Source organism: Psychrobacter sp. TS_SC_6 (assembly GCF_056156305.1).
The window spans coordinates 459,128-484,495 of record NZ_CM149590.1; the positions used below are offsets into that span (position 1 = coordinate 459,128).

The window sequence follows — 25,368 nt, forward strand, 5'->3', positions numbered from 1 at the left end:
GCTATTAACGCCTCTAAAAACTATAGGTTAATACGACATTTTGCCATTACATAGGGTTTAAGCAGATACTTTTTCAAAGCGCGCGATGGACTCAACATGACCAGTATGACAAAACATATCCATGACGCCAGCGTGAGTCAAACGATAACCCTGTTCGAGCAATGCTTTGGTATCGCGAGCAAGTGTAGCAGGATTACAGGAGACATAGACAATCCGCTCGGCGTTAAACTTAGGCAAATATTGCATAATCTCCCACGCGCCAGAACGCGGTGGATCAATAAGCAGCGCATCAAACCCTTGGTTAGCCCACGGTTTGTCCGTACAGTCATGCGTCAAATCTTGGCTATAAAACTCAGTGTTATTAATGCCATTACGGCGCGCGTTATCAGCGGCGCGTGCAGTCATAGCTTCACTGCCTTCAACGCCAACGACCGAACCGGTTTCACCAACCAAACGAGCAAGAGGTAGGCTAAAATTACCTAAACCGCTAAATAAATCTAAAACGCGTTCACCTGCTTTTAAATCAAGCAAGTCACAAGCAAGCTTGGTCATCTGACGATTCACTGACAAATTGACTTGGGTGAAATCGGTAGGAATAAATTCAAACGTCAAATCATACTCTGGTAATTGATAGTATAAGCGTCCAAATTGCTCGCTCAAATCATCTGCTTCAGTCAAAGCAATACGCTGAATGCTGTCAGCGCCCTTAGATTGTAGGTACAGCTGCCAATTACGCGCCGCAAAAAATACTTTTAGCTTATCAATATCGCCATCTGATAGCGGTTCAAGATTACGCACAATCAGCGCGACTGGCTGATCGCCATCAGGCAGTTCTGGTAAATGCTCGCCCATTGCCAACTCAAGCTGAGCAATTTTGTTACGGCTCTCTAAGGTGCTAATAAGGGTTTTTAAGTTCTCAATCTCAAAGCCAATACGTGGATCTAAGATATGACATTCATTTAACTCTGCTAAGAAATTACTTGAACGCTCGCGAAAGCCGACCAAAGCCGTTTCTTTTTTGACCACATAACGTACGCCCAGTCGCGCTTTGGTACGATAACCAAGGCGATCACCAACTACTGGCTCAAGCCAGTGATCAGGTGCGACATTGGCTTGATGAACCAACATCTCAGCAAGGACAGATTGCTTAAATGTAATTTGTGCATCTGGCTGCCAATGCTGCAAATTACAGCCACCGCAAACACCAAAGTGTGGGCAGGGTGGTACCACGCGTTCAGGGTTTGGATTGGCAGTGATGCTCACCGCATCGCCTTCTTCAAAGCTTGTGCGGCTATTGGTAATCTTGACCAACGCACTTTCACCTGGCAGGGCAAAGCTGACAAAGATTTTTTTGCCATGCTTGTCTGTGATATGACCGTCAGTTTCACCAAAGCCATTACCATATACAGCAACGCCACGCCCATCATGTGACAAGCCATCGATAGTAAAGGGGAGTGGCTCAGTATCTTTTAGACGACGACGCGTCTTTGATGATGGCTTGGATCTTTTCTTATTAGGCGGAATCGTAATGGTTTGCGTCTCATTTGTCTGTTCGGTCGCATCTACGTTGGTAAGCGTCTTTGAATCGGTGGGTTGCATAAACCTGCCTATAAAATGAAGGTGTTAAAAATAATAGCAATTTTAACATATAAAGCGACTCAGGTATTAGGCGCTCACAAAGTAAAAAAGCGGTGATTATAAAAATATAATCACCGCTTACATGTATCGTTCATCAATATATCAACTGGCTAAAATTGCTAGCTGATAAGCCAGTCATTCAAAAACGCCTGATGACGTGGTGTGCCATCTACTTGGGTAAATTTGGTTAAATACTCACGGCTTTGCTGCTGCCAAACGGCAAAATCAGGTAAAGATAGCTGACCGGTCAGGCGCAGCCAACGCAGATATATTAGCCAAGTATTCATCACATCAGACTCACAATATATCGACAGCGTTTGCCAGTCATTATCGCTGACAAGCTTGCCGACCATACTGCCATCAACATCTGTCTTACCGGGTAAACCATATAGACTAGCAACGACATCCATAGCCTCGCGGCGACTGGCACCGTATTGGCTAAATCGATCCATCAAGTCAATATGGCGCGTATGGAAGCGATTGACATAGTTATCAAAACGCATGTTTTTGATACGCGCGCCTTCTTCAAATAACCAAGGTGCTGCCAAATCATATTGCATGGCACGATAAATAAGTACGGGAATATCAAAACCTGCACCATTCCAGCTAATCAATTTAGGCAGTTTTGCAATATCATTAAAGGCGCGAAAAAACTTGGCAAGAATCTCTTCTTCGCTAAATTTGTCTGCAGTGAGGGAAAATAATGAAAACGTACCATCCTTAATATAAAGTACAGAGATACAGACAATGCGCTGTAATGGCAAACGCATAAAATCATGCCCCGATTCTTGTATGCGGATGGCAGTTAACGCACTGAGTGTATCAGCATCATTGAGCTTAGCCAATTGCGGATAGATACGGCGGGCAGCATCGGTATCTGCAACTGTTTCAATATCAAAGACCAAAATAGGGTCAGACGAAAAAGCTTGTGACATAGAGGTTTCTGCCTAATTATGGGTTGATAAAGCTATATTAAATGCATTTATCGTATTATATACAGATTATCTTACTTTACGTTATCTAAGCTGTCATCAGCCCCATCATCAACGCTATCATCAACATTATATAATCCGGTCGATAAATAACGATCACCGCGATCACAAACAATAAAAGCGATAACCGCGTCAGGATTTGCCTTAGCGACTTGTGTGGCTGCCCATGCTGCAGCACCTGATGAGACGCCCGCAAAAATCCCTTCGGTTTTGGCAAGCTTACGCATATATACCTCAGCGACGCGCTGATCGATATCCATAATCTCATCGACTAAATCCGCATCAAAAATCCCTGGCATGTAAGCGGCAGGCCAACGGCGGATACCTGCGATAGCTGCTTCCTCATCAGGCTGTAGACCAATGATTTGTATATTAGGATTTTGCTCTTTTAAATATTGTGCTACGCCAGTAATGGTGCCGGTGGTGCCCATAGAGCTAATAAAATGGGTAATTTTACCATCTGTTTGCGCCCATAGCTCAGGACCAGTAGTCAGATAGTGTGCCTGTTTATTATCAGGGTTATTAAACTGATCTAAGACAATACCTTTACCGTCCGTTTGCATTTGTAATGCCATGTCGCGCGCGGCTTCTATCCCTTCTTCTACTTCAATCAAAGTTGCACCATAAGCAGTCATAGCATCTTTACGCTCTTGGGTTGAGTTGCTTGGCATAAACAAGGTAATCGGATAGCCTCGCATCGCCGCCACCATGGCCAATGCAATACCAGTATTGCCACTGGTTGCCTCAATCAGCATGTCACCTGGCTTAATATCACCGCGTAGCTCCGCTTGATAAATCATATTAAAAGCAGGGCGGTCTTTGACAGAACCAGCAGGATTATTACCTTCAAGCTTGGCTAGCATGATAGCACCATTGTCAATCTGCTCTTGTTCAGGTAAGCGCTGCAATTTGACCAACGGCGTTTGACCGACGCAATCAGCAAGGTCGGTAATTTGAGTAATAAAATTGGCGTTTGACTGAGCTGTAGCGGACATAAAGTATCCTTAATAGTATCTGTTTTTAAAGTAGTTTAACGCTATATATTCGGCAATATTTTGAGGTAACGGCAGCGTTTTTATTATTTGATAAGATTATGGTATTAAAGTGTTAAATAACCATGTTTTTATAAATGCGTCAATAATAAGTCAATACATCGTGACTGTCAGGTATTTATTGTGGAAAATAAAATTTTGCGACATTGTATCATCTTGGTTTTGATGGCGCTTAAAGCAGATAGCTTTATCGATGATTGTCTAACAGCGGCTAATGGAATCCTGTTAAGATAATTGCAAGCTATATAGTCGTTAATAGATGATATTTAAGCGGTCAGTAAAAGCATTGTAAAATGCCAGTAACAAAAACAGTAGTGGAGATGGTGCCCAGTATGGCTTACAAAAAACGTTTTGATACCAGTAGTGCCTATGGTCAGCTGGTCATATTGGTATTTTTGCCCATCTGTTTACTCGCAGCAGTGGGCGGTATCTTGGTGTTTTATGAAACCATGCGTGCCAGTAATTCAGAGCAAGCAGTGTTGGCTGAGGCAGTGCTTATCCGTTATTCTCCTACGATTGCAGAGCTAATACCTGAGCTGTTAGAGCAAGATGCTGCCAAGATACAGACTTCAGAAAATAATAATGAAAACGCTAATGACAGTAATAAAGTCTCGCAAGCTGCGATTGCAAAGTTAGAAGGCATCCAGGACAAACTCAGGCGTATGCGAGCAGAGCAACATGTTCAGCGTATCGCTATTGTCAATCAGAGCAACGACATACTCGCGACAGTTGGCTATGGTACGGAAGAGGCATGGCCTGCCATCGATCCATCAGAGCGTTTTTTAGCGCAAAAATCCACTCCTATCGGTACCGCTTACGGCAGTATATTAGGTGAATTTGAGGGTCAAACACTGTGGTTATTAGTCGATATGGATAGTGAGCCGCTTTATATTGCGCGCTATCGTATCGCTATGGCACTGGTGATTACTGGTTTGTTTACGTTATTAATTCTACTACTAAGTTTGAACATTTATTCAAAACGTTGGATTGCGCCGATTTATGAGCTGCGGCTGCAATTACAGCGTACTCACGTCGATAATCTTTATCAGCCCATTCCGGTTGAATCAGATGGTGAGCTAAATCTATTACAACAAGACTTGGTGAGAACGTTGCGCCGTTTATATGTCAGTTTTCAAGAGCTGAAAGAGCATGCGGAGCAGACCGAAGATGATTTGCGTCTTGCTTTTGATGAGATGGAGATGCAAAACATCTCTATTCGTAATGCGCGTGATGCGGCAATCTCAACCAGCCAAGCTAAATCAGCGTTTTTAGCCAATATCAGTCATGAACTGCGTACGCCGCTCAATAGTATTGATGGTTTTATTAATTTGCTCGCGCGTCACGGTGAGCTTAATCCCGAACAAGACTTGTATGTACAGACCATCCGCAAATCGTCTGCGCACTTATTGGCATTGGTCAATGATGTGCTTGATTTCTCTAAAATCGAAGCGGGCAAGTTGGTACTAGACCGCCATGAGTTTGATCTTTATGACACTATCTATGATGTGGTCGATATGCTGTCGCCGGTGTCTGCAGAAAAAGGTCTGCGCATGGCGGTACTGTTTTACAACGATGTGCCAATGCGTATCAATGGTGATGCGCTGCGCCTCAAACAAGTATTGACTAATATCGTCGGTAATGCGATTAAATTTACTGATAGCGGTGATGTGGTGGTGCGCGTCAGTTTAGATGACTATCAAGACAATTATTTGATGATTAGCGTGCAAGACAGTGGTAAAGGCATCTCGCTGTCTGATCAAAAGATGCTCTTTCAAAGCTTTAGTCAAGGAGACCCATCCATCACGCGTCAATATGGTGGCACAGGATTGGGTCTGGTCATCTCTAAACAGTTAACACGGCTGATGGGCGGCGATATTGGTTTTTATGACAATATACAAGAGAATATCTCCAATCAAGGCGCAACGTTTTGGTTTCGTATGCCCGCCCATGTTGATGTAGTAGAGGCAGCGACAGGACAAACCATTGAGCTACCCGTATTGGCACCATTGGCAAGTGCGACTGATGAATTTAATGTGCTTATTTGGATTAACCATACCGCGTCTATACAAGTACTAAAAGCTAGCTTGCATCATTTGCCTATTAAGCTAACCCAAGCCAACTCATTACCGGGCTTGCTTGAGTCGTTAAAAGAGCGCGGTAACTATTGGGACTGGGTCATCGTTGATGATGATACCCAAGACGATATGATGGCGCTGCTTAAGCAAATCCGTCTACATTATCAAGGTAAACTAGCCGTCTTTGGTTATCAAGTTGCCGCTGATCAAGCTCTACTCAATCGTTACCATGCCAATATCTTGTATGAGCCATTAGACAAGAGGCAGTTGTATGCCATGCTAGATACGCAAAAGCGTAGTGTACCTACTGGTACTACAGAACCACGTTGGAAAGGCATCACCGTATTGGCAGTTGACGATCATTTGCCAAACTTACTGGTGCTTGATGCGCTGCTGAGCGAGCTTGGTATTCATGTTATTACAGCCAGTAACGGATTTGATGCGATAGAGCTAATCAGTAAACAACAAGCAAAAAATATCAAAGCTGCCAAAACTGAAGAACAAAGCCTATCGAAAAAAACGCAAATCTCGAAAGCGGTCACGCGCGATGATGTCAGTAAATCAGCGGTTAGCACGTTACATATCGAAGACGTAACGACAGAAGAAAAGGGTAACGCACAACCTAAAGATAGGATCGATCTTATCTTTATGGATATTCAAATGCCACGTATGTCAGGGCATGAGGCGGCGCGACAAATCCGTAAGATTGAAGCAGCAGATAGTCATATTCCCATTATTGCACTGACTGCGCATGGGCTGGCAGACGAGCGGGATAAATTAGTCGCTAGTGGTATCAATGATTATGTCGGTAAGCCTATTAGCCAGCCACAGCTGCTACAAGTATTACAAAAATGGCTTGGGCGTAGTGCCTCGTTATCACCATTAACCGCAGAAAATGATGAGCATCCACAAGGTCTTGGCATAGCAGGTGACTTACAAATATTACAGTCAAAAACCATTGACGCGCAAAATTCTGATGTACCAAATATGATGCTGCAACCTTCCTCATCTGCGCCTGAAAATGCAGCGCCGCCTACCTATCAAATGATTCGAGGCGAGCAGGTTCAGAGTTATAAACCTACCAAGATGAGCAATGAGAAAAGAGTGAAGCGACCTCTGTCACTGAAAAAAATCCGTGATGACTACCTGCGTGACAGTCAACCACGTGAAGACTATCGACGTGAAAACCTGCGCGAACCGCAGCCACGCTATGAAAGCCTGCGTTTTCAAGAACAAGGACAGGCGGCATTTGGCACGCGTTCTATTCAAACGCTTGATGATAATAAAGATGAACTATCAGTCAGTACTGTGTATCTGCAAAATGACAATAGCTTAAATGCTTCTGTATCTAATACATTGGATATTCTAGATTGGCAAGATGCATTGACGCGATCAGCCAATAAGCCAGATCTTGCTGCCAAGTTAATCATTATGATGATTGATACCATTAATGAGGAAAAACAAGCATTGACGCAAGCGTGGGCGGCACAGAATCGCAGTATGCTCGCGCAAATCGCTCATCGGATATTGGGCGGCAGTCGTTATACGGGCGTGCCACAACTGCGGCAAGCCAGCCAAGATTTAGAAGATAAGTGCCTATTAAATATCCAGCATACCACGCCTGCGCAGTTTGCGATGTTAGCACCTTACTATGAGGCTTTATTAACCGCTTTGAACAATTTGCAAACGCTTGATTTGTCTGCTTATCCGCAGCTTCATTACCATCGTCTAAGTGAGAACGATATGACTTGGAAAATGATTTAAGGAAAAGTTTTATGATACTAAGAGGTAACGATATCGTGGCAGTCAGTTATTGATAAGGTAGAAAATAGGCAAGGCTGTTAATATCACTTTATATAAGCTCTTATTTCAATTATTAAGGATGATTATGCACACTATCGCCACCTACCAATATGAAACACTGCAAGTTAGCGTGACTGATGCTATTTTAACCGTGACAATCAATCGACCTGAGAAAAAAAACGCCATGAGCTTCAAAGTAGTCGAAGAGCTGATAGCAGTAGCAGGGCGCATTAGTAAAGACAAAACGATACGTGCAGTGATTTTAAATGGCGCTGAAGGAACCTTTTGCGCTGGGATTGACTTGGGCGACTTAAATCACCCCAAAAACCAAGTTTTTGCGCTATGGGAGCTGATCAAACCTTGGCAAAGCTCATTTCAGCGCGTGTGCTTGGTATGGCGTGATGTCCCAGTACCTGTCATTGCCGTGCTTGAAGGCTATTGTATTGGCGCAGGCTTACAGCTGGCGCTAGCATGTGATATTCGTATCAGCCATCCTGATTGTAAATTGGCTATTATGGAAGCAAAGTGGGGACTAGTACCTGATATGGGCTTGACGCAATCTGGCTTTGGTGTGGTACGCGCTGATATCCTAAAAGAGTTGGCTATGACAGCCCGTATCGTTAGTGCAGAGCAGGGCAAAGAGCTAGGATTGGTCAGTCATTGTAGTGAGACGCCACTTGAGCAAGCGCAGCAACTTGCCGCTGAATTTGCTGAACGCTCACCTGATGCCGTGCTGGCAAGTAAACGCGTTATCAATGCCATGTTTGAACAATCTGCGACTACTTTATATATAGAAAAAGTCTGGCAATTAAAGATGATGTTCGGGCGCAATCGTAAACTTGCCCTTAGAAAAGCGAAGCAAGCCAGTACTGTATTTGGCAAGCGCCAATTCCGTTAATACAGTTTAGATAGCTTATTGTTTTAAATGACTTCATTTTATCTCTAACGAACCATTGTTTTATTGATTAAAGTTTGTTTTATTAACGTGATACCTCTATTGAAATATATGCAGACAGTGCGATATAAGTCTGTCTGTCTGTCTGTCTGTCTGTCTGTCTGTCTGTCTGTCTGTCTGCCTGCGTAGCGGTTCGTCGATAAAAATAAAATAACAATCACTAGATCAAATGGTTTAACTATGTCTGCTCCAAAATCCCCCCTTCCTAATAAACCGCTTGCTGCTGACCGCGTGCGCTCTGCTGATTTACCTGTCGCATGGATTATGATGCTGGGTCTTATCGTTGCGGTAGGACCTTTATCTATTGATATGTATCTGCCCGCGTTACCATCGATGGCAGATGACTTTGGTGTGTCGACAGCCTTTATGGCAAACTCTGTACCTGCTTACTTTGTCGGATTGGTATTTGGTCAATTGTTTTATGGCCCCTTTAGTGACCGCGTTGGCCGCGTCAAACCTTTATATATCGGCATGGTCTTATATGTGATTGCCTCTATTATTTGTGCAACCACCAACAATGAATACGTGTTGTTCGCTGGTCGAACCTTGCAAGCACTAGGTGCTTGCGTAGGGGCAGTGGTTACTCGTGCTGCGATTCGAGACCGTCTAACCGCTAAGCAAACGGCAAAAGCGTTTTCTATCATGATTTTGGTAATGGGGTTAGCACCGATATTAGCACCATCACTTGGCGCAGTATTTTTGCAGTATTTTAGCTGGCATTCTATCTTTTGGTTTTTGGCGGCTTTTGGCACGTTAAATTTATTACTGACCAAATTCTTCTTTTTTGAGACCCTTAGCGAAGAAAACCGCAATGTGCGTCCTGCCAAAGAGATACTCAGTCAATATTGGGATTTGCTTAGAGATCCTACCTTTAACTATCCGGCGATTGGTGGCGGGTTATTGATGGGCGCAATGTTCGTTTATATCAGCTCAGCCTCTGAACTTATCATGGATACTTATGGTATGTCAGCCACACATTTTGGCTGGCTCTTTGGTATGAATGCTGCAGGCTTTGTGGCATTGACGCAGCTTAACCAATGGCTGACCAATCGCTTCCGTATTTTGAGTATTTTACGTTTTGGTGCAATGATGCAGGTCATCTCAGCGGGGGCTCTATTTACCCTCGGTATTGTGTTTGGCACGGATGCTTGGTTGCCATTGGTCTTAGTCTGTATTTTCTTTTGTATCTCAGGTCTAGGTTTGACACAGCCCAACGCTTCAGCGATTGCGCTCGCTTTTCAAAAGCGCCGTGCTGGTATGGCCAGTGCGCTACAAGGCTCGCTTATGTTCTCAGTAGGTATCTTTGGTGGATTGTTATTAAACTTATTCCCCGTCAATCCAGTACTGAAAATCGGTATCGCAATGTTTGCACTGATGAGTCTTGGCTGCTATTTAATTTGGCAGATAGACCGTAATCTGGATTTAGATAATGCAGATTAATTAACGGACAAATTCTATTTATTAATATTGGTCGCTAAAAGAGCATTCAGTACGTATTCATCGTCTGAATGCTTTTTTACACTTTTTTTTATTCATTGTTAATACCCTCTATTTTTGGTGCACGCCTTATTACACTTAGCTTTATAGATAACAATTTCAAAGCTAATTTATATATTGTATATACATATATAAAAATTAATAAACAATTGTTTATTACGTCAAAACAAAGTGATTGCAATGGCTGAGTTGCTCAATTATTATCTAAGGTAATTTTCTGTAATCAAGTGTTTTCTATCACTTGCTTAAACTTACAGAATTGTTTTTATAACTGATTTTTTTGAATAAAATTGAGGCTTAAGGATAATAGATGAAGCAATTATATCGAGTGTTACCGATTATATTGAGTGTAGGCTTGTTTGGGTGTGGTAACTCCTCTACTCAAGACAACACCAATGCAATTAGTACAACAACAGAAAATAAAGACAATTTTGTCAGTAAGTTGCCTGCTACAGCGCCAGTGGTAAAAGTAGCGACAACCGGCACTATGCCTCCATTTTCGTTCCAAGATGATTATGGCAATATGCAAGGTATTGATATCGATTCAATTCGTGCTATTGGCGAGGAGCAAGGTTTTAAGGTCGAGTTTTATAAAGAAACTTGGCAAAATATGTTTGATAGCGTGGCTTCAGGCGGACGCGATTTAGCAATCTCTGGCATCTCTTATAAAGATGATCGTGCTGAAAAATACGGTCTGTCTGCTCCTTATTTCTTCAATCCATCGTCTATCATGTATGTAAAAAGCAAAGTAGATATTAATAGTATAGAAGATTTACAAGGTATGCATGTTGCGGCTATGGAAGGCTCAAAGCAGGATGATCAGCTTAGACAAATGGGAAAATATAGCGAGATAACAACCAAGGCGACTGCTTTCTTATTATATGAAGATCTTTTGCAAGGTAAAGTCGATGTCATCTTACATGATTTACCTATTCTACAGTACACAGCGAAGAACCATCCAGAATATGAAGTCAAAATCGTACCATACGAGGGGGAAGATAATCCCTCGGCACAGCAAGTGGTATTGATGGCAAAGGGAAATGCTAAGCTGATTAATACCGTAAACGAAGGCATTACCAAGCTAAAAGCAAAAGGCACATTTAAAGAGATTGAAGAGAAATGGCTGGGTGCGACTGAGCCTGCGACCAAAAGTACTTCAAATAATCAGCAATCGAGCTAAGGGACTATAGAGATGGCAACCACACACAATGTCGATAATAAGCGCTATCGCAGTCTGATTATTTCGATTGCATTATTTTTATCTTTGATTGGCGCCTTGCTGGCGTTTACTTTTTATACCTCAAGCTTGCTTGAAAGAAACACGGTTTTAATTGATAAAACCAACCAAGTTGCTAATAGCGCCCAAGCGGTAATTAAAGACTTATTTGACTTGGACAGCAGTTACGGTGAAGACACCAATTCACCGCATATACAACGAGTATTAGAGCGTTTAGAGCAAAATACAGCGCTTATTACTAGCTCTATCACTGCCATTGAACAGGGTGGTGAAATTACCGATGTCGATGGTAAGAGCTATGACTTACCGAGGATTAATAATAACTCTCAAACCAAAGTCGCTGCGGCGAATGAGCAGTGGTTGCTTTTAGAGCCTAAGATTCAGACTTACCTTAAAGACGCTGACAACATCATGGTCGATTCATCTGATGAATTGATTCAAGCGGTTGAACAGGCAAAAACATCGAGTCTACTAATTAACGATTCGTTAGACCAGCTCACCGATGAGGTGTTTATTAACGCTGAACGCCAAGCAGACACTATCCGCCTAATTCAGATATTAGGGGTTGCAGCTATTTTTGCTTACTTCCTAATTTTCGTATTTTTCTTTGTACGTCGTCTGCGTGATACCGATGCTGAAGCGTTTGCCGCTCGTCGTGAGACGCAAGAAATTATGGAAACGGTTAATACCGGCCTGTTCTTGTTGGATAAGGATTTGAATATTGGTCAGCAGCATTCGCGCGCGTTAAACGGCATTATTGGTGAGGATAGATTGGCAGGGGAAAACTTTGCCGATGTCTTACGTGGTCGTATCTCAGACAAGGATTTGAGAACCACCCGTCAGTTTATCGAGCAATTGTACAACCCACGCGTAAAAGAAAAACTGGTTGATTCTTTGAATCCTTTGCATAAAGTCATGCTACACAATGCGTCTGGAGAAGAGAGTACGACCAGTCGCTTCTTAGACTTTAAGTTTTCACGCGTCTATGAAGATAAAGATATTGCTCGTATTTTGGTCAACGTCAATGACGTCTCAGATGCCGTTTATTTAGAGCAGCGCCTAGAAAAAGAACGCTCGCAAAATGATATGCAGATTGAGATGTTGACGACCATCTTAAACGTGAATCCAAAAATTATTAATGAGTTTATTAGTAATACTAAAGCTCACATCGATAAAATGAACAATATCTTGAAAAATCCTGGTAGCTCGCAATTTGAGTTAGAAGGTAAGCTAAAAGCGATTTATCGTGAAATGCATAGCCTAAAAGGTGAAGCATCTGCCCTTAAACTGCATAGCTTTACCAAAATCGCATCAGATGCTGAAGATAAGCTTGATGCGCTGCAAAATCAAGGCAAGCTGTCGGGTAATAACTTCTTACCGCTCGCCGTGCATTTGGATGACTTATTAAGCCTATCGAATACCATTGAAACGCTAGGTGAACGTATCAATCAGGCAGCGCCAAAAGCTAACAATAATGCAAAACCTGTAGTGCCAGTAAAGACTGCGCCACAACCAAGTGTTGTCCAAGCTCAAGTAGCAGATGCTGCTACCACTAACATAAATGTCGATGGCGGTAATGAAATCGATTTGAGCGATGAATCAGATGACGAGCATCTATCTTATTACCAAGATTTTGCTAAAGACATTGCTATCAGACAAGGCAAGAAGATACAGCTCAACGGTCATAATTTAGCCCATATAAAAATCCCTGAACGCCTCAAACAACCGATCAAAGAAATCAGTATTCAGTTGCTACGTAATGCCGTGGTACATGGTATCGAATCACCTGAAGCGCGTCAGTCAGCGGGCAAGTCTGCCATCGGTAGTATCGACTTAGAGATGCAACGTGACGATCAAAACTTAATCATCGCACTGCAAGATGACGGTCAAGGTATTGATTATGAAGGCATTCGTCATAAGCTGATTGCTGACGGTCGCTTCACGCAAGAAGAGGCGAGTCAGATGACTCATGGTGATCTGCTTAAAACTCTGTTTGCGTCTGGCTTCTCAACCAAAGAACATGCCGATGAAGATGGCGGTCGCGGTGTGGGCTTAGACGTTATCAAGGCGTTGGTCAAAGAGCACAACGGTAAGCTGAATGTAAATACTGAGCTTGGAAAAATGACCCGTTTTGTCATCACCTTACCTGCTGCGTAATTAAGGATAATAAAAAATCTATGTATAAATTAATGATCGTCGATGACTCAAATATCATTCGAAACCGTATTCAGCGCGCTTATGACTCAGGTCAATTCATGTTGGTTGCTACAGCAACCAGCGGCGTTCAAGCTCTTGAAAAGTTCAATATTCATCGTCCAGATGTGGTGACCATGGATTTGACCATGCCGCAAATGGACGGTCTTGAATGTATTGAAAAAATCATTGCTATCGACCCTGACGTTCGTATCTTGGTGGTCTCAGCCTTGTCTGACAAATCTACTGGCATTGAAGCGTTATCATTGGGCGCGAGTGGGTTCTTGTGCAAGCCTTTTTCAGAAGAAGAGCTGGTAGAGTCTTTGTATGAGTTGGTACAAGACTAATATTGTCCAATAATTTTAATAAATACCTTATTAAAGAACACATATTATGAAAGAGCAAAATTTACAAATTTTTGTGAGTATCATTACCAACTATTTTACTCAGTTTGGTAATGATGAGTTGGTTGTCGATACGCCTTACTTGTTAGAAAACCAACAGCCAAAAGTCCATGATTATACGGGCGTCATTGGTATATCAGGGGTGCAAAAAGGGGTGGTTTATTTTACGGCGACTACGGCGCTATTGAGCAGTATTTTAGACAGTATGGGCGAGATAGATAAAAGTGAGGACAATCTAGTCGATTTAGCAGGCGAGGTTGCCAATACGGTTTCGGGTAATGCTCGTCACGAGTTTGGTCCAGAATTTCATATCTCTGTCCCGTTTGTCTTTAAAGGCTCGCCGCAAAGTATCATTTTGCCTAAAAGTGGACGTTCTTTTATCATTCCAGTGAGTTGGCGCAGTCAAATCGGAGAGATTGTGGTTTGTTTGCAAGATTGAATACACAACCCCGTGATGATAACTATGGACGATGAACAATTATGGTTAATGTAGAAAAATTAGGCGTCTTTTTAAGTTCAATCAGTGCATTTTTTGCACAGATTGATGCTGAGGCAGTGGTCATTGATACGCCTTACCTAAACAGTAATAAAAATGCTGTTGGCTATGATTATAGCGGCATGATTAAAATATCTGGACCGCTTGAAGGCTGTGTCTATGTCAGCGCTCCAAGCAACATGTTGCGTGAAGTTATCAAGGTGATGGGCGAGCCTGACTCATCTATGACGATGATGAAAGACTTGTTGGGTGAGATGGCAAATACCATTTCAGGCAATGCCCGTACCGAGTTTGGTGCTGATTTTATTATCTCACCTCCTAAGATTATTGAAGGGATACCCAGTATTCCTTATCTGCCAAAAGACCGCCAAAGCTATGTCACGCCATTTACGTGGCGAGGCTATAAAGCAGTCATCGGTATCAGTATCGCTTAATCTTATTCTAAAATGGTTAAAAAAACGACGTCGCAACGTCGTTTTTTTTATGCATTATCATCCACTTAAACCTTATATAGTTAAAATACCTTAAAAACGCTACGGTACTGCTGGTATAAATTTTTTGCAGCCTCTGTCTGCGTAGGCACAGCAAGCAAGAAAAATTAATATCAGCAGTACGTTATGTATCGATATTGCTTTTCCCTGACTATAATAGCGCTAGCAGTCTCTAAGCGTTATATGATAAAATACAGCCCAGCTATTTTTTATCATATAGTATTCTGTACGTTCAAATCGTAGCTCAGTTTTTTAACCAACCCATCAACCAATGACACACACATCATGGCAAAAAATTGCTGGGTGTTTGGCGACTTGATTAATTTGCTGCACAGTTAGGTGCTTTATTTCATCTAACTCCTAGCAGATGCGTGTCGCTAGATAGGCAGTTTTTGTGATGTGGAGGCATAACCCAACCAACAGGACAGTAAACATGGCTACAAAGAATCCAACCAAAATCGAAATGCGCGACCTACTACAAGCCGGCGCTCACTTTGGTCACCAAACACGTTTTTGGAATCCAAAAATGGGACCATATATCTTTGGTGCCCGTAACAAGATTCATATCATCAACTTAGAACACACAGTAAAAGCGTTTAACGAAGCATTGACTTTCGCAAACGGCTTAGCAGCTAAGAAAAACAAAGTATTATTTGTTGGTACTAAACGCGCAGCTAGCGGCGTTATCGCTGAGCAAGCAGCACGCGCTGGCATGCCATACGTTGACCATCGCTGGTTAGGTGGTATGTTGACTAACTGGAAAACACTACGCCAGTCAATCAATCGTCTAAAAGAGCTTGAGAAGCAAGCAGAAGACGGTACTTTCGCCAAGCTTACTAAGCGCGAAGCGTTAGAGCGTACTCGCGATATGCAAAAACTTGAGCGTTCATTGGGCGGTATCAAAGACATGGGCGGTCTACCTGACGCAATCTTCGTTGTAGACGTAGATCATGAAGCAATCGCTATCAAAGAAGCTAAGAACCTAGGTATCCCAGTTATCGGTATCGTTGATACTAACTCTAATCCTGATAACGTTGATTACATCATCCCAGCAAACGATGATGCTATCCGTGCTGTGACTTTGTACGTAACTTCTATGGCTGATGCAATCATCGCCGGTAAAGAATACGCACAAACTCAAGCTGGTGGTAAAGCTGAGCAAGAAGCACCTGCTACTGAAGAAGCAGCTGATGCTCAAACTGAAGAAGCTGCTACTCCAGCAGAATAAATCGCTGAGTGATATGGTTTGATGTTATAAGGCTGCCTTGATAGTTTTTCTATTAACAGCCATATAACATGACTTATAGTATAGACAGCATAAAGACAAACAATAGGCATGATGTAGTATTACTCGTCATGCCTTATTGTTAAAGCGGATTTGTTAAAGTGGCGTTGTTAAGCCGCTATACAGAGTTTAAGTGCGTTTAGATATCGTGCACTCCCATATATAATAATACTCACCTACATAATAAAAGGTAACTCTTATGTCAGAAGTAAAAGTATCTGCCAAAATGGTAAAAGAATTGCGTGACCGTACTGGTCTTGGCATGATGGAATGTAAAAAAGCGTTAGAAGAATCAAACGGTGATGTCGAAACTGCCATTGATAACCTACGTAAATCTGGTCAAGCAAAAGCAGCTAAAAAAGCGGGTAACATCGCAGCTGACGGCGCTATCATCATCGCTCAAGGCGATAACAAAGCATTCTTGTTAGAAGTTAACTGCCAAACTGACTTCGTTGCAAAAGATGAAAACTTCGCAGCCTTTGCAGAAACAGTAGCGAACCTTGCATTAGAAAACAATGTGACTGATGTCGCTGCTATTGCTGAATTGCCATATGGTAATGGTCAGACTATTGAAGAAGCTCGCGTATCTTTGGTACAAAAAATCGGTGAGAATATCCAAATTCGCCGTGTTGAAGTACTTGAAGGCGCTAACATTGCTGCATACCGCCATGGTCTACGTATCGGCGTAGTAGTATCTTATGAAGGTGGCAGTGCAGAAACTGGCAAAAACCTTGCTATGCATATCGCTGCATTCAACCCTGTTGCTGTTGCTGATGAAGACGTCGCTGCTGATCTATTAGCGCGCGAAAAAGACATCATTGAAGCAAAAGCACGTGAGTCTGGCAAGCCTGACAACATCGTTGAAAAAATGATCGAAGGTGGTCTACGTAAGTACCTAGAAGAAGTTACTTTATTACGTCAGCCATACGTTATGGACAATGAGAAAAAAGTTGGTGACGTATTAAAAGCTGAAGGCGTAAAAGTACTTGGCTTCAAACGTCTAGAAGTCGGTGAAGGCATTGAGAAGAAGCAAGAAGATTTTGCTGCTGAAGTTGCTGCAACTCAAGCATTAGCTAACAAGTAAGTTTTAAAATGCAGTAAGTACTGAGTTTGTTTTTGCTCAGTACTTATAGATTGTTTGACATAATAAGCAATCAAGCATAAAAGAGCCCGTTATTTATTTAACGGGCTTTTTTAGGTCTGGGGTTTTTATTTTGGATTAACGCAATGCCAAATAAGCAGAGTTGGCATAGCTTGCGCTATTACTGTTACTACTGGTGCCATAACTGACGTTTTGCATGCCACTGCTATTACTGGTATTGCTATTATTGGCATTCATCGTATTGCCAGATAACCCTGAATCATTTTTATATAGGCTGTGATAGCGGCTCATCACACTTTTGACATAGTTACGCGTTTCTTTGAACGGTGGAATGCCATTATACTTATCGACGTTACCTTCACCCGCATTGTAACCGGCAACGGCAAATTCTACATTGTTCTTAAAACGCTTCATCAGCCAAGCGATATATTTGGCAGAACCTTCAATATTATCAGCAGGATTCCAAGGGTTACTTACTTTAAATCGACGTGCTGTAGCTGGCATTAGCTGCATTAAACCCTGCGCACCGACTGGCGAGCGAGCATTGGGGTTAAAGGCTGACTCAGTATGCATCATGGCTTTCATAAGCCCTGGATCGACACCGTGGCGCTGCGCTGAAGCCAAAATATAGCTATCGTAAGAGTTACGAGTACCGCTGTTACTAGCTGAGCTACTGCCATAGTTATTATTGCTGTTACTGCTACCATTATTATATAGATTAGAGTCTTTATAATAAGTAACTTTTACTTTTTTAGTGAACTTATCAAAATTGCCACTGGGATTGACGTTGGTGAGAAGTACTTGTCCGCCTTTGTCTTTATAGATATACATATTGCCTGCTTGAGCAGCAATAGATAAGCTAGATAGGGCGACGGCAGTAAGTAAAACGGGAGACAAGCAGTGGGTCATGAAAGGTGCAACATTTATCATAGGGTTATCACTTTTTATCGAGTAGTAGCAAATTGCCTTGCTTATGGACGCATTGGTTTGCGCAATAAAGCGGTTATCCTATCTGCAATATTTCATAACACTATATAGCCACCAACATTAAGGGCTACGACGCAGAACCACGGTTAACAGAACCAATTGCAATAGATACAAAAAATAATAGTTGCTTACTATAACATATAATAACTTTTTACTACATCTGATTGCCCTGACAAGTTGGCCAAACAAACATTTAAATTGTAAAAATTTTTAATAAAATCAATATGGTATTGCAGTGTACCTTATTGAGTGCGAGGTCAGAATTAGTTACAGACCATTTATAATGAAGGCAAAATAGAAGAGGGCTATTATCATTAATATTTGCCAAAAAGCATCGAAATACACGATGAATCTAAATATTCGCAGCCGTATTAGAATAGCAGTGCTATATTAAAGGACCATTAAGCAGACAATGCTGTGACAAATATAGGTACCCAGACAGCAGTGACCAAACCATTCACTGCTAAGCCAAACGCGGCATATCTGCCTGCTGTATGACTGATTTGCCATGCTTCTACGGTGCCGAACGCATGAGCGACTAAGCCAAGCGCTAAGCCTTTGGCACGGTCATCTTCAATGCCAATAAATAAGAAACGCGCTAATGTCCCGCCAATGAGACCTGAGACGATAATAATCAGATTTGCCATCGCTAGCGGTGCTTTGATTAAATCTGCAATGCTCAGACCAATCGGTGTGGTCACTGAACGACTGGCAAAGGCTAGTATCGTATCGTGACTGAGTGAAAATAGATATGCCAATGACATCGGTAATAATGCGCCAATCAAACTCGCCATCGCCACAATCAAGACAAGTTTCTTGATGGGTAAACCTTTGAAATTCATGGCAGCCAAAGGTATTGCCAATAAGACAGTGACATACCCTAATAGATGGTCAAAAACGGGTTTGGCTACGGCGTAATAATGATTGTAATCCCATTGGAAAATAAATAGAAATATAACGACCAATACTAGTGCGGTAATGACCATCGGTAACCATGAAAGTTTGCGTGCCAATATGCGAGCAATTACGTGGGCTGCTAAAGTCAGGAATATCGCCGCAAAGGTTGCCACAAACATATTATCAAAACTCATAAGATTCCTCTATTAATACCGCTCAAGTCTGTCATTTTTGCTCATTGATAGTAGTGTTGCCGTTCATATCATTATTACGGCTCAGCCAACGATTGGATAACACGGCAAATCCCCAAATCGGGATCAGCGTACTAATCATGATGGTAAGCATAAAGCCCCATAGCTCATCCCCTAACGCAAATAACAGCAAGCCTGCACCGGCTGAAACTGGCAAAAAAGCAAAGCCACTATCGACAAGTAAAGTATTACTCGCTTGGGTAAGCCAGCCTGGAATACCTTTGATAAATCGCCAAATCATCAGAATAAAAAACATGGTCAGTAAGCCGACGATATTGGCCGCTTTTTCAATACCCGCCAACTGACAGACAAATACTGCCGACTCACGCACAGTAACGACAATGGTGAGCGTCAGGAGCAATGCCATCCATAAGGGCATTTTTGAAGAATGGGTAGACTTCATAAGCAAGTGGACCAAGTCAGGGATAAATAAAAGAGTAAAAAGATGATTGAGAGGAGACTCACGAGTGCAGTATATAAAAGATTATATATAGAGTGTCGCAACTAATAAAGCGTATCGGTCAATAGTGACCCTATAGTCCGTAAGTAATAAAATCGATATGTCGATGTATAGCTGTTACTGGTACAAGCCTATCCTTTGTGCTGTATTGATCTGGCATCAAAAAAGGACGCTATGGTAGCGTCCTTTTTAACGTATTTTTAATGTTATTCAAAATACGTTAAGTAGATGACTTATTTTTGTGATTCAGATGTTCGACCATCTTCCATTGAATCTGCTGCTAATCTTTCATTTTCAGCATTTAACGCCTCAAATTCAGCAAACGCTTTTTCTTCAGCGTCCGTCATCGTTTGTTCTTCCACATCATCAGGCTGCTCAAACTCTTCAAGTATGGGCATCAGCAATGTTGCTTGCGCTAATGGCAATACATCTAGAGGCTCTAAGTTGGCTTGACCAAGAAACTGTCTCAGTCTATCACTTGGCAAGCGAATCGTTAAGCACTCATGACCATTGTCATCATAGCTTTCTTCTTGAATAACGCCGAGCTCATACAAAGCATTTTTTAGCTGCCCTGCGCTATAAGGTAGTGTCAAATCAAAGGTGGTCAGTGTGCCAGTCAGTAACTGCTGCACGGCTAATGACAACTCTTCCATGCCTAAATTTTCTCTAGAAGAAACATAGACGCGGTTGGGTTGACCTTCGCTAGCATAACCGATACGTGCAGGCTCATCGGTCAAATCAATCTTATTATAGACATTGAGCACAGGCACGTCGTTATCAATTTCAGCCAGTACGTCTTTCACCGCCTGAATTTGCTCATGCATATCTTCGCTCGAAGAATCGATGACATGGAGCAATAGGTCTGCTTCAAGTGTCTCTTCTAGTGTCGCATGGAACGATTCGACCAACTCATGCGGCAGATGACGGACAAAACCGACTGTATCGACCAATACTACGCGTCCAACACCTTGCCAGTCTAAGCGGCGTAACGTCGGGTCAAGCGTCGCAAACAGTTTATCGGCCGCATAGATGTTTTCATCGACCAAGCGATTAAACAAGGTAGATTTGCCAGCATTGGTATAACCCACAAGCGAGATAGTCGGCACATCTGATTTTTGACGGCGGGCTCGACCCTGTGCGCGCGTCTGTCTGACTTTCTCAATTTTGCTTTTGAGCTGCATAACGCGTACTTGTAGCAAGCGACGATCCGTCTCAAGCTGGGTTTCACCGGGTCCACGTAGACCGATACCACCTTTTTGACGTTCCAAATGCGTCCAACCACGCACCAAACGTGTCGACAAATGATTAAGCTGTGCAAGCTCTACTTGCAGCTTACCTTCATAAGTACGGGCGCGCTGCGCAAAAATGTCCAAAATCAGACCTGTACGATCAAGCACACGACACTGTACCAAGGCTTCAATATTACGCTCTTGTGAAGGTGACAAACTGTGGTTAAACAGGACAATATCTGCATCATGCTCACGCACCAGTTCTGCTATCTCTTCTGCTTTGCCGCTACCAACAAAATATCTGGCATCAGGACGGGCACGTGATCCTGTGACCAGTGCCAAGCGATCTGCGCCTGCTGAGTCTGCCAATAGCTCAAATTCACCCAAATCATCAGGATCTTGAATTTGGCGGATGTCTAAATGTACGATGATGGCGCGCTCGCCACCGGTATGTCTTTCAAAATATTCCAAAGAGTATCACCTATCCATAAAGTAAATAAATCGCGACGCTGCCTATTCTAAATACCAGTTCTAAATATTTGGGTTTTATTCAATACATTGAATAAATTACCAAGCTTATCTAAATAGAATAATCAGCATAGTTGCGTTCAGATAACCATTTATATGTGGTCTTATCAGTTGATATTAAAGCGTATTCACACAATTAGCGATGATTTTATGTTACAGCGTTCATTAAGTAGGATTTTATCTTGGCAGCGTAATATTCTTTCTAAACTGAATCAGTTAAAGACATTAGCAGCAAATTACTCACAAAACCTATCCATAACTCAGTGAACAAGTCGTCACTGACTGCATAAACTTTGTTATACTCATTGCGTTTGTTTACCATATATAATCATAAGTTTTAATTACGAGGGACACAGATGAGCCAATCCAAGACAGGCTTTTCAATCAAACAGCAATTGGGGCGAGGCAAACAGATTGCTGGTATGACCACCACCATCGCTGGTGGGCTGCGCGCTGCCCAACGTATCGGGGCATTTAAACAACCACCACGCGAAACACTGCCGCGTTACATTCAAGCTTTTTGTCGCAAAATGGCAGGCTCTTTTGGCGTCAAGGTTATCGCCGTTGAGCGCGTAGAGCAACATCATGGGCTATGGGTTTCTAATCATGTATCATGGATGGATATCCCTGTGGTCGGTACAGTGAGCCCCGCTTTTTTCTTATCCAAAGCCGAGATTGGTGAATGGCCTATCTTTGGTAAGCTGGCACACGCAGCAGGCACAGTATTTATCGAGCGTGGTTCCGGTGATGTCGGCTCAGTTGCGGCGCAGATTGCTAACTTTTTGACCAAAGGCTTCTCGGTTATCTTTTTCCCTGAAGCGACCACTACAGATGGCAAAAAAATCAAACGTATTCATGGCACCTTGCTACAAGCGGCGATAGATGCTGATGTACCTGTGCGCCCGCTAGTAATTGCGTATGTCAATAAAGACGGTACGTTGAGTGAAGAGCTGCCTTATTACGGTAAGCTGACGATGAAAGACAGTTTGAAAAAGGTTTTAGATAGTAAAGATGTCACAGCTTACGTCTTACCACTAGAAGCGATCGATCCTAAAGGTTTGAGCAAAAGTCAGCTGACAGATTTATTGCAAGCACGTATGCAAGAAGGCTTAGCTGAATTACATTCGCGTGTATTGACAAAAATAGCGAAAGTTTAATTATATACGCTTTAAATTGGTTATTTAAACGTGTATAAAAAAGGCGTAAATCTTAGTAGTTAATACTAACGACTTGCGCCTTTTTCTTTGCTATGCAAATACCTGAACTTCAGATTGTTGAAAGCTGAACAATATCAATCTATGACCACGCAAAATTATGGTGAAGGATTAGGTTGTTGAGTATGTACCGCTTCGATAGCGTCTAGTATATCTGAGTCTAAGGTTAAGTTAATGCTATCAATGTTAGACTTCAGCTGTTCTATAGTGGTCGCGCCAATGATGTTACTGGTTACAAACGAGCGTGAGTTAACAAAAGCCAATGCCATCTGCGCCATATCTAAACCGGCGTCATCTGCGATTTTGGCATACTGAGCGGTGGCTGATAGCGCTTCTTTATTGGTATAACGGGCAAAGCGATCATACATGGTCAAACGAGCACCAGCGGGACGTTTGCCGTCCAGATATTTACCAGATAGCACACCAAAGCCTAGTGGTGAATAAGCAAGTAAACCTACATTTTCACGATGTGCAATCTCTGCCATACCTACTTCATATAAGCGGTTCAGCAAACTATAAGGGTTTTGTACCGTAATAGGGGCGATCAAACCATGTTTATCCGCTTCCCATAAGTAGCGCATCAATCCCCAAGCAGTATCATTTGATAATCCATAAGCACGGATACGACCTTTTTTAATCTCATCATTTAACGCTTGGATGGTCTCTAAAAAAGGCGTCAAATCATCGAGCGGCTGTGCTGCCATTGCTTCAGTATAACCGAGCTGACTGAAATAGTTTGTTTGACGTTCAGGCCAGTGTAGTTGGTAGATATCAATGTAATCGGTTTGCAAACGCTCAAGATTGCCATCGATCGCAGCGCTGATATGTTTGGCATTAAACCGTGTCTGCCCGTCACGCAAAAAGTCCATTGGCGATATTTTACTGGCAAGAACAACTTTATCGCGTTGTTTGGTCTTTTGGAACCACGTGCCCATAAAGCGCTCAGTATTGCCTTGCTTGTCTTTTTCTGGCGGTGAGGGATACATCTCAGCAGTATCCCAGAAATTTACGCCTTCACTGAGTGCTAAGTCCATCTGCTCATGGGCATCGCTTTCGCTATTTTGCTGTCCCCATGTCATCGTTCCCAAGCAGATTTTGGAGACTTTTTCATTGAGCTGTGGCAGTGTTTGATATTGCATATGTTCTTCCTTTTTTATTTTATTCTAAAGCAATTTTTTATATTACATGAGCTTGATACCTGTGACACCCGGCGGCGTCACTTGAAAGATTTTAATTTTAAACAGCACGGATTGTCCCGCAAGTGGATGGTTAAAGTCTACTTCTACTTCGTCATCAGTAATGGCGCTAATCGTACCGGGTAGAGTGTTTTTGCCTTTATCTTCAAATTCTACTAGCATGCCAATCTGAGGATTGTCAGCGATAAGCGCAAACTGAGTAGGGCTAAAGCGTTGAATGTTGTCAGGATTCCATTCACCAAATGCTTGCTCTGGCTCAAGATGAGCGGAGCGTGTATCGCCTGCACGCAGATTCATCAGCACTTGCTCAAAGCCAGGTAATAAGCTCTCATCACCTATAGTTAAAGTAACGGGTGTATCACGGCTAAAGGTTGAATCAATTACGGTGCCATTCTCGAGCGACACTTCAAAATGCAGCTTAACTAGGCTGCCAAAAGTGATACGTACATCTTCATTGGGTGTGATAAATTGTGAGTCGGTCATGGAAAATTTACCTATTACTGGAGTAGGAAGTTAGGTGGACATTAATATAAGAAATGATAAGTCATCTAGAAAAGGTTGTAAGCGCCAATAGTGTAACGTAAATAGTGTAATATATTTGGCGAATCTAAAAGTGAGTGCAGCATTTATGGCAAAACTGATGGCAAACAGACAACAAGGTCGAGTCACAAAATGGCAAGATGATAAAGGCTTTGGCTTTATTGAAACCGAAGCGGGCGAGTCGGTGTTTTTTCATGTCAGCGAATTCAAAGCGCAGCGTCGTCCTGTTATCGGCGAAAAGGTTGTTTTTACGGTTGGCTATGATAATCAAAGACGCTTGCAAGCAAAAGAGGTACAAGAATTAAGCTTCGTCCAACAAAAAATGGCGCAAAAAAACAAACAAATTAGACAGCGTAATCATAGACGCAGTGCGCAAGCAGAGTTTGAGGAAGGACAAAAGAAGCGTTTGTTCCTCGGTATTGGTTTTTATGGTGTCTTACTATTACTAGCGGTCATGAATAAGCTAAGCTGGCTGGTTGTTGGTTGGTATGTGGCTTTAGGACTCATAACCTATACCATATATGCTAAAGACAAAGCGGCTGCTCAAAATAACGACTGGCGAACACCTGAGATGACATTACATATTTTAAGTGCGCTTGGTGGCTGGGTCGGAGCAATGGTCGCACAAACCTACTTGCGTCATAAGTCACAAAAGCCTGAATTCCGTATTGCGTATTATTTGACTGTCGTCATTAACATGGCAGGGTTACTATTTATATTGGCAGGTGGCGGTTTGGATTTTCTAGAAGGATTGTTATAGATTTTAGATGGTGAGAATAAAAGCCAAAGAAAAGGTGGATTTACGAAAATGCAATCCACCTTTTCCATTAATGAAGCGATATGCCT

21 protein-coding genes are annotated in these 25,368 nt (G+C 42.4%); 12 read left to right on the plus strand and 9 right to left on the minus strand.

Features of this window, described 5'->3' with window-relative positions:
* Positions 1–57 precede the first annotated feature (57 nt).
* The 3 genes from rlmD to cysM all read right to left on the minus strand — a co-directional run bounded on the left by rlmD (position 58) and on the right by cysM (position 3,625).
* A complete protein-coding gene (gene rlmD, locus AC0J5Y_RS01985) occupies positions 58–1,599 on the minus strand; it encodes a 23S rRNA (uracil(1939)-C(5))-methyltransferase RlmD (RefSeq protein ID WP_475131299.1) in 1,542 nt (513 codons plus the stop codon).
* A gap of 158 nt (positions 1,600–1,757) precedes the next feature.
* The gene (locus tag AC0J5Y_RS01990) at positions 1,758–2,573 is read right to left on the minus strand and encodes a 3'-5' exonuclease (RefSeq protein ID WP_475131300.1); all 816 of its coding nucleotides are present in this window, start codon (positions 2,571–2,573) and stop codon (positions 1,758–1,760) included.
* 71 nt (positions 2,574–2,644) lie between these two features.
* Entirely contained in the window at positions 2,645–3,625 is a 981-nt protein-coding gene (gene cysM, locus AC0J5Y_RS01995) for a cysteine synthase CysM (RefSeq protein WP_475131301.1), read from the minus strand.
* Positions 3,626–4,014: 389 nt separating this feature from the next.
* On the opposite strand from cysM, the gene AC0J5Y_RS02000 reads away from it, so the two are divergent.
* The 10 genes from AC0J5Y_RS02000 to tsf all read left to right on the plus strand — a co-directional run bounded on the left by AC0J5Y_RS02000 (position 4,015) and on the right by tsf (position 17,202).
* Positions 4,015–7,521 (plus strand): ATP-binding protein, encoded by a 3,507-nt coding sequence (locus AC0J5Y_RS02000; protein WP_475131302.1) that lies wholly within the window; start codon positions 4,015–4,017, stop codon positions 7,519–7,521.
* Between the two features lie 124 nt (positions 7,522–7,645).
* Positions 7,646–8,458 (plus strand): crotonase/enoyl-CoA hydratase family protein, encoded by an 813-nt coding sequence (locus AC0J5Y_RS02005; protein WP_475131303.1) that lies wholly within the window; start codon positions 7,646–7,648, stop codon positions 8,456–8,458.
* A gap of 237 nt (positions 8,459–8,695) precedes the next feature.
* Complete coding sequence (locus AC0J5Y_RS02010) at positions 8,696–9,955, plus strand: multidrug effflux MFS transporter (protein WP_149493167.1); 1,260 nt, start codon at positions 8,696–8,698, stop codon at positions 9,953–9,955.
* 367 nt (positions 9,956–10,322) lie between these two features.
* Positions 10,323–11,192: a substrate-binding periplasmic protein gene (locus AC0J5Y_RS02015; protein ID WP_475131304.1), complete on the plus strand. Its 870-nt coding sequence runs from the start codon at positions 10,323–10,325 to the stop codon at positions 11,190–11,192.
* A gap of 12 nt (positions 11,193–11,204) precedes the next feature.
* Positions 11,205–13,406: an ATP-binding protein gene (locus AC0J5Y_RS02020; protein WP_475131305.1), complete on the plus strand. Its 2,202-nt coding sequence runs from the start codon at positions 11,205–11,207 to the stop codon at positions 13,404–13,406.
* Between the two features lie 20 nt (positions 13,407–13,426).
* A complete protein-coding gene (locus AC0J5Y_RS02025; protein WP_011512755.1) occupies positions 13,427–13,789 on the plus strand; it encodes a response regulator in 363 nt (120 codons plus the stop codon).
* Positions 13,790–13,835: 46 nt separating this feature from the next.
* Positions 13,836–14,285 (plus strand): chemotaxis protein CheX, encoded by a 450-nt coding sequence (locus tag AC0J5Y_RS02030; RefSeq protein ID WP_011512756.1) that lies wholly within the window; start codon positions 13,836–13,838, stop codon positions 14,283–14,285.
* A 41-nt stretch (positions 14,286–14,326) separates the two neighbouring features.
* On the plus strand, positions 14,327–14,776 hold the full coding sequence (locus AC0J5Y_RS02035; protein ID WP_020442731.1) for a chemotaxis protein CheX: 450 nt from the start codon (positions 14,327–14,329) through the stop codon (positions 14,774–14,776).
* Between the two features lie 490 nt (positions 14,777–15,266).
* Positions 15,267–16,061, plus strand: a complete 795-nt coding sequence (gene rpsB, locus AC0J5Y_RS02040) for a 30S ribosomal protein S2 (RefSeq protein ID WP_475131306.1) — start codon at positions 15,267–15,269, stop codon at positions 16,059–16,061.
* A gap of 256 nt (positions 16,062–16,317) precedes the next feature.
* Positions 16,318–17,202, plus strand: a complete 885-nt coding sequence (gene tsf / locus AC0J5Y_RS02045) for a translation elongation factor Ts (protein ID WP_475131307.1) — start codon at positions 16,318–16,320, stop codon at positions 17,200–17,202.
* A 135-nt stretch (positions 17,203–17,337) separates the two neighbouring features.
* Here the strand turns inward: tsf and AC0J5Y_RS02050 are convergent, their stop codons facing one another.
* The 4 genes from AC0J5Y_RS02050 to hflX form a co-directional block, all read right to left on the minus strand.
* On the minus strand, positions 17,338–18,150 hold the full coding sequence (locus AC0J5Y_RS02050; protein WP_475131308.1) for a lytic transglycosylase domain-containing protein: 813 nt from the start codon (positions 18,148–18,150) through the stop codon (positions 17,338–17,340).
* 458 nt (positions 18,151–18,608) lie between these two features.
* Entirely contained in the window at positions 18,609–19,298 is a 690-nt protein-coding gene (locus tag AC0J5Y_RS02055; protein ID WP_475131309.1) for an LrgB family protein, read from the minus strand.
* Positions 19,299–19,329: 31 nt separating this feature from the next.
* On the minus strand, positions 19,330–19,758 hold the full coding sequence (locus tag AC0J5Y_RS02060) for a CidA/LrgA family protein (RefSeq protein ID WP_475131310.1): 429 nt from the start codon (positions 19,756–19,758) through the stop codon (positions 19,330–19,332).
* 290 nt (positions 19,759–20,048) lie between these two features.
* The gene (hflX, locus tag AC0J5Y_RS02065; protein WP_475131311.1) at positions 20,049–21,515 is read right to left on the minus strand and encodes a ribosome rescue GTPase HflX; all 1,467 of its coding nucleotides are present in this window, start codon (positions 21,513–21,515) and stop codon (positions 20,049–20,051) included.
* A gap of 413 nt (positions 21,516–21,928) precedes the next feature.
* Here hflX and AC0J5Y_RS02070 point away from each other — a divergent pair, with 413 nt between their 5' ends.
* Complete coding sequence (locus AC0J5Y_RS02070; RefSeq protein WP_475131312.1) at positions 21,929–22,729, plus strand: lysophospholipid acyltransferase family protein; 801 nt, start codon at positions 21,929–21,931, stop codon at positions 22,727–22,729.
* Positions 22,730–22,884: 155 nt separating this feature from the next.
* Here the strand turns inward: AC0J5Y_RS02070 and AC0J5Y_RS02075 are convergent, their stop codons facing one another.
* Together AC0J5Y_RS02075 and AC0J5Y_RS02080 are read right to left on the minus strand one after the other, a co-directional pair.
* Positions 22,885–23,925 carry an NADP(H)-dependent aldo-keto reductase gene (locus AC0J5Y_RS02075; protein WP_475131313.1) on the minus strand — a complete coding sequence of 347 codons (1,041 nt, stop codon included), beginning with the start codon at positions 23,923–23,925 and terminating at the stop codon, positions 22,885–22,887.
* Between the two features lie 42 nt (positions 23,926–23,967).
* Positions 23,968–24,465: an FKBP-type peptidyl-prolyl cis-trans isomerase gene (locus AC0J5Y_RS02080; RefSeq protein WP_475131314.1), complete on the minus strand. Its 498-nt coding sequence runs from the start codon at positions 24,463–24,465 to the stop codon at positions 23,968–23,970.
* Between the two features lie 130 nt (positions 24,466–24,595).
* On the opposite strand from AC0J5Y_RS02080, the gene AC0J5Y_RS02085 reads away from it, so the two are divergent.
* Entirely contained in the window at positions 24,596–25,282 is a 687-nt protein-coding gene (locus tag AC0J5Y_RS02085; protein WP_475131316.1) for a DUF1294 domain-containing protein, read from the plus strand.
* The last annotated feature ends 86 nt before the right edge of the window (positions 25,283–25,368 follow it).

Coding starts and splice junctions, on each gene's coding strand:
- rlmD (WP_475131299.1), bottom strand. CDS start 1,599: ATGCAACCCACCGATTCAAAGACGCTTACCAACGTAGATGCGACCGAA.
- AC0J5Y_RS01990 (WP_475131300.1), bottom strand. CDS start 2,573: ATGTCACAAGCTTTTTCGTCTGACCCTATTTTGGTCTTTGATATTGAA.
- cysM (WP_475131301.1), bottom strand. CDS start 3,625: ATGTCCGCTACAGCTCAGTCAAACGCCAATTTTATTACTCAAATTACC.
- AC0J5Y_RS02000 (WP_475131302.1), top strand. CDS start 4,015: ATGGCTTACAAAAAACGTTTTGATACCAGTAGTGCCTATGGTCAGCTG.
- AC0J5Y_RS02005 (WP_475131303.1), top strand. CDS start 7,646: ATGCACACTATCGCCACCTACCAATATGAAACACTGCAAGTTAGCGTG.
- AC0J5Y_RS02010 (WP_149493167.1), top strand. CDS start 8,696: ATGTCTGCTCCAAAATCCCCCCTTCCTAATAAACCGCTTGCTGCTGAC.
- AC0J5Y_RS02015 (WP_475131304.1), top strand. CDS start 10,323: ATGAAGCAATTATATCGAGTGTTACCGATTATATTGAGTGTAGGCTTG.
- AC0J5Y_RS02020 (WP_475131305.1), top strand. CDS start 11,205: ATGGCAACCACACACAATGTCGATAATAAGCGCTATCGCAGTCTGATT.
- AC0J5Y_RS02025 (WP_011512755.1), top strand. CDS start 13,427: ATGTATAAATTAATGATCGTCGATGACTCAAATATCATTCGAAACCGT.
- AC0J5Y_RS02030 (WP_011512756.1), top strand. CDS start 13,836: ATGAAAGAGCAAAATTTACAAATTTTTGTGAGTATCATTACCAACTAT.
- AC0J5Y_RS02035 (WP_020442731.1), top strand. CDS start 14,327: ATGGTTAATGTAGAAAAATTAGGCGTCTTTTTAAGTTCAATCAGTGCA.
- rpsB (WP_475131306.1), top strand. CDS start 15,267: ATGGCTACAAAGAATCCAACCAAAATCGAAATGCGCGACCTACTACAA.
- tsf (WP_475131307.1), top strand. CDS start 16,318: ATGTCAGAAGTAAAAGTATCTGCCAAAATGGTAAAAGAATTGCGTGAC.
- AC0J5Y_RS02050 (WP_475131308.1), bottom strand. CDS start 18,150: ATGATAAATGTTGCACCTTTCATGACCCACTGCTTGTCTCCCGTTTTA.
- AC0J5Y_RS02055 (WP_475131309.1), bottom strand. CDS start 19,298: ATGAGTTTTGATAATATGTTTGTGGCAACCTTTGCGGCGATATTCCTG.
- AC0J5Y_RS02060 (WP_475131310.1), bottom strand. CDS start 19,758: ATGAAGTCTACCCATTCTTCAAAAATGCCCTTATGGATGGCATTGCTC.
- AC0J5Y_RS02070 (WP_475131312.1), top strand. CDS start 21,929: ATGAGCCAATCCAAGACAGGCTTTTCAATCAAACAGCAATTGGGGCGA.
- AC0J5Y_RS02075 (WP_475131313.1), bottom strand. CDS start 23,925: ATGCAATATCAAACACTGCCACAGCTCAATGAAAAAGTCTCCAAAATC.
- AC0J5Y_RS02080 (WP_475131314.1), bottom strand. CDS start 24,465: ATGACCGACTCACAATTTATCACACCCAATGAAGATGTACGTATCACT.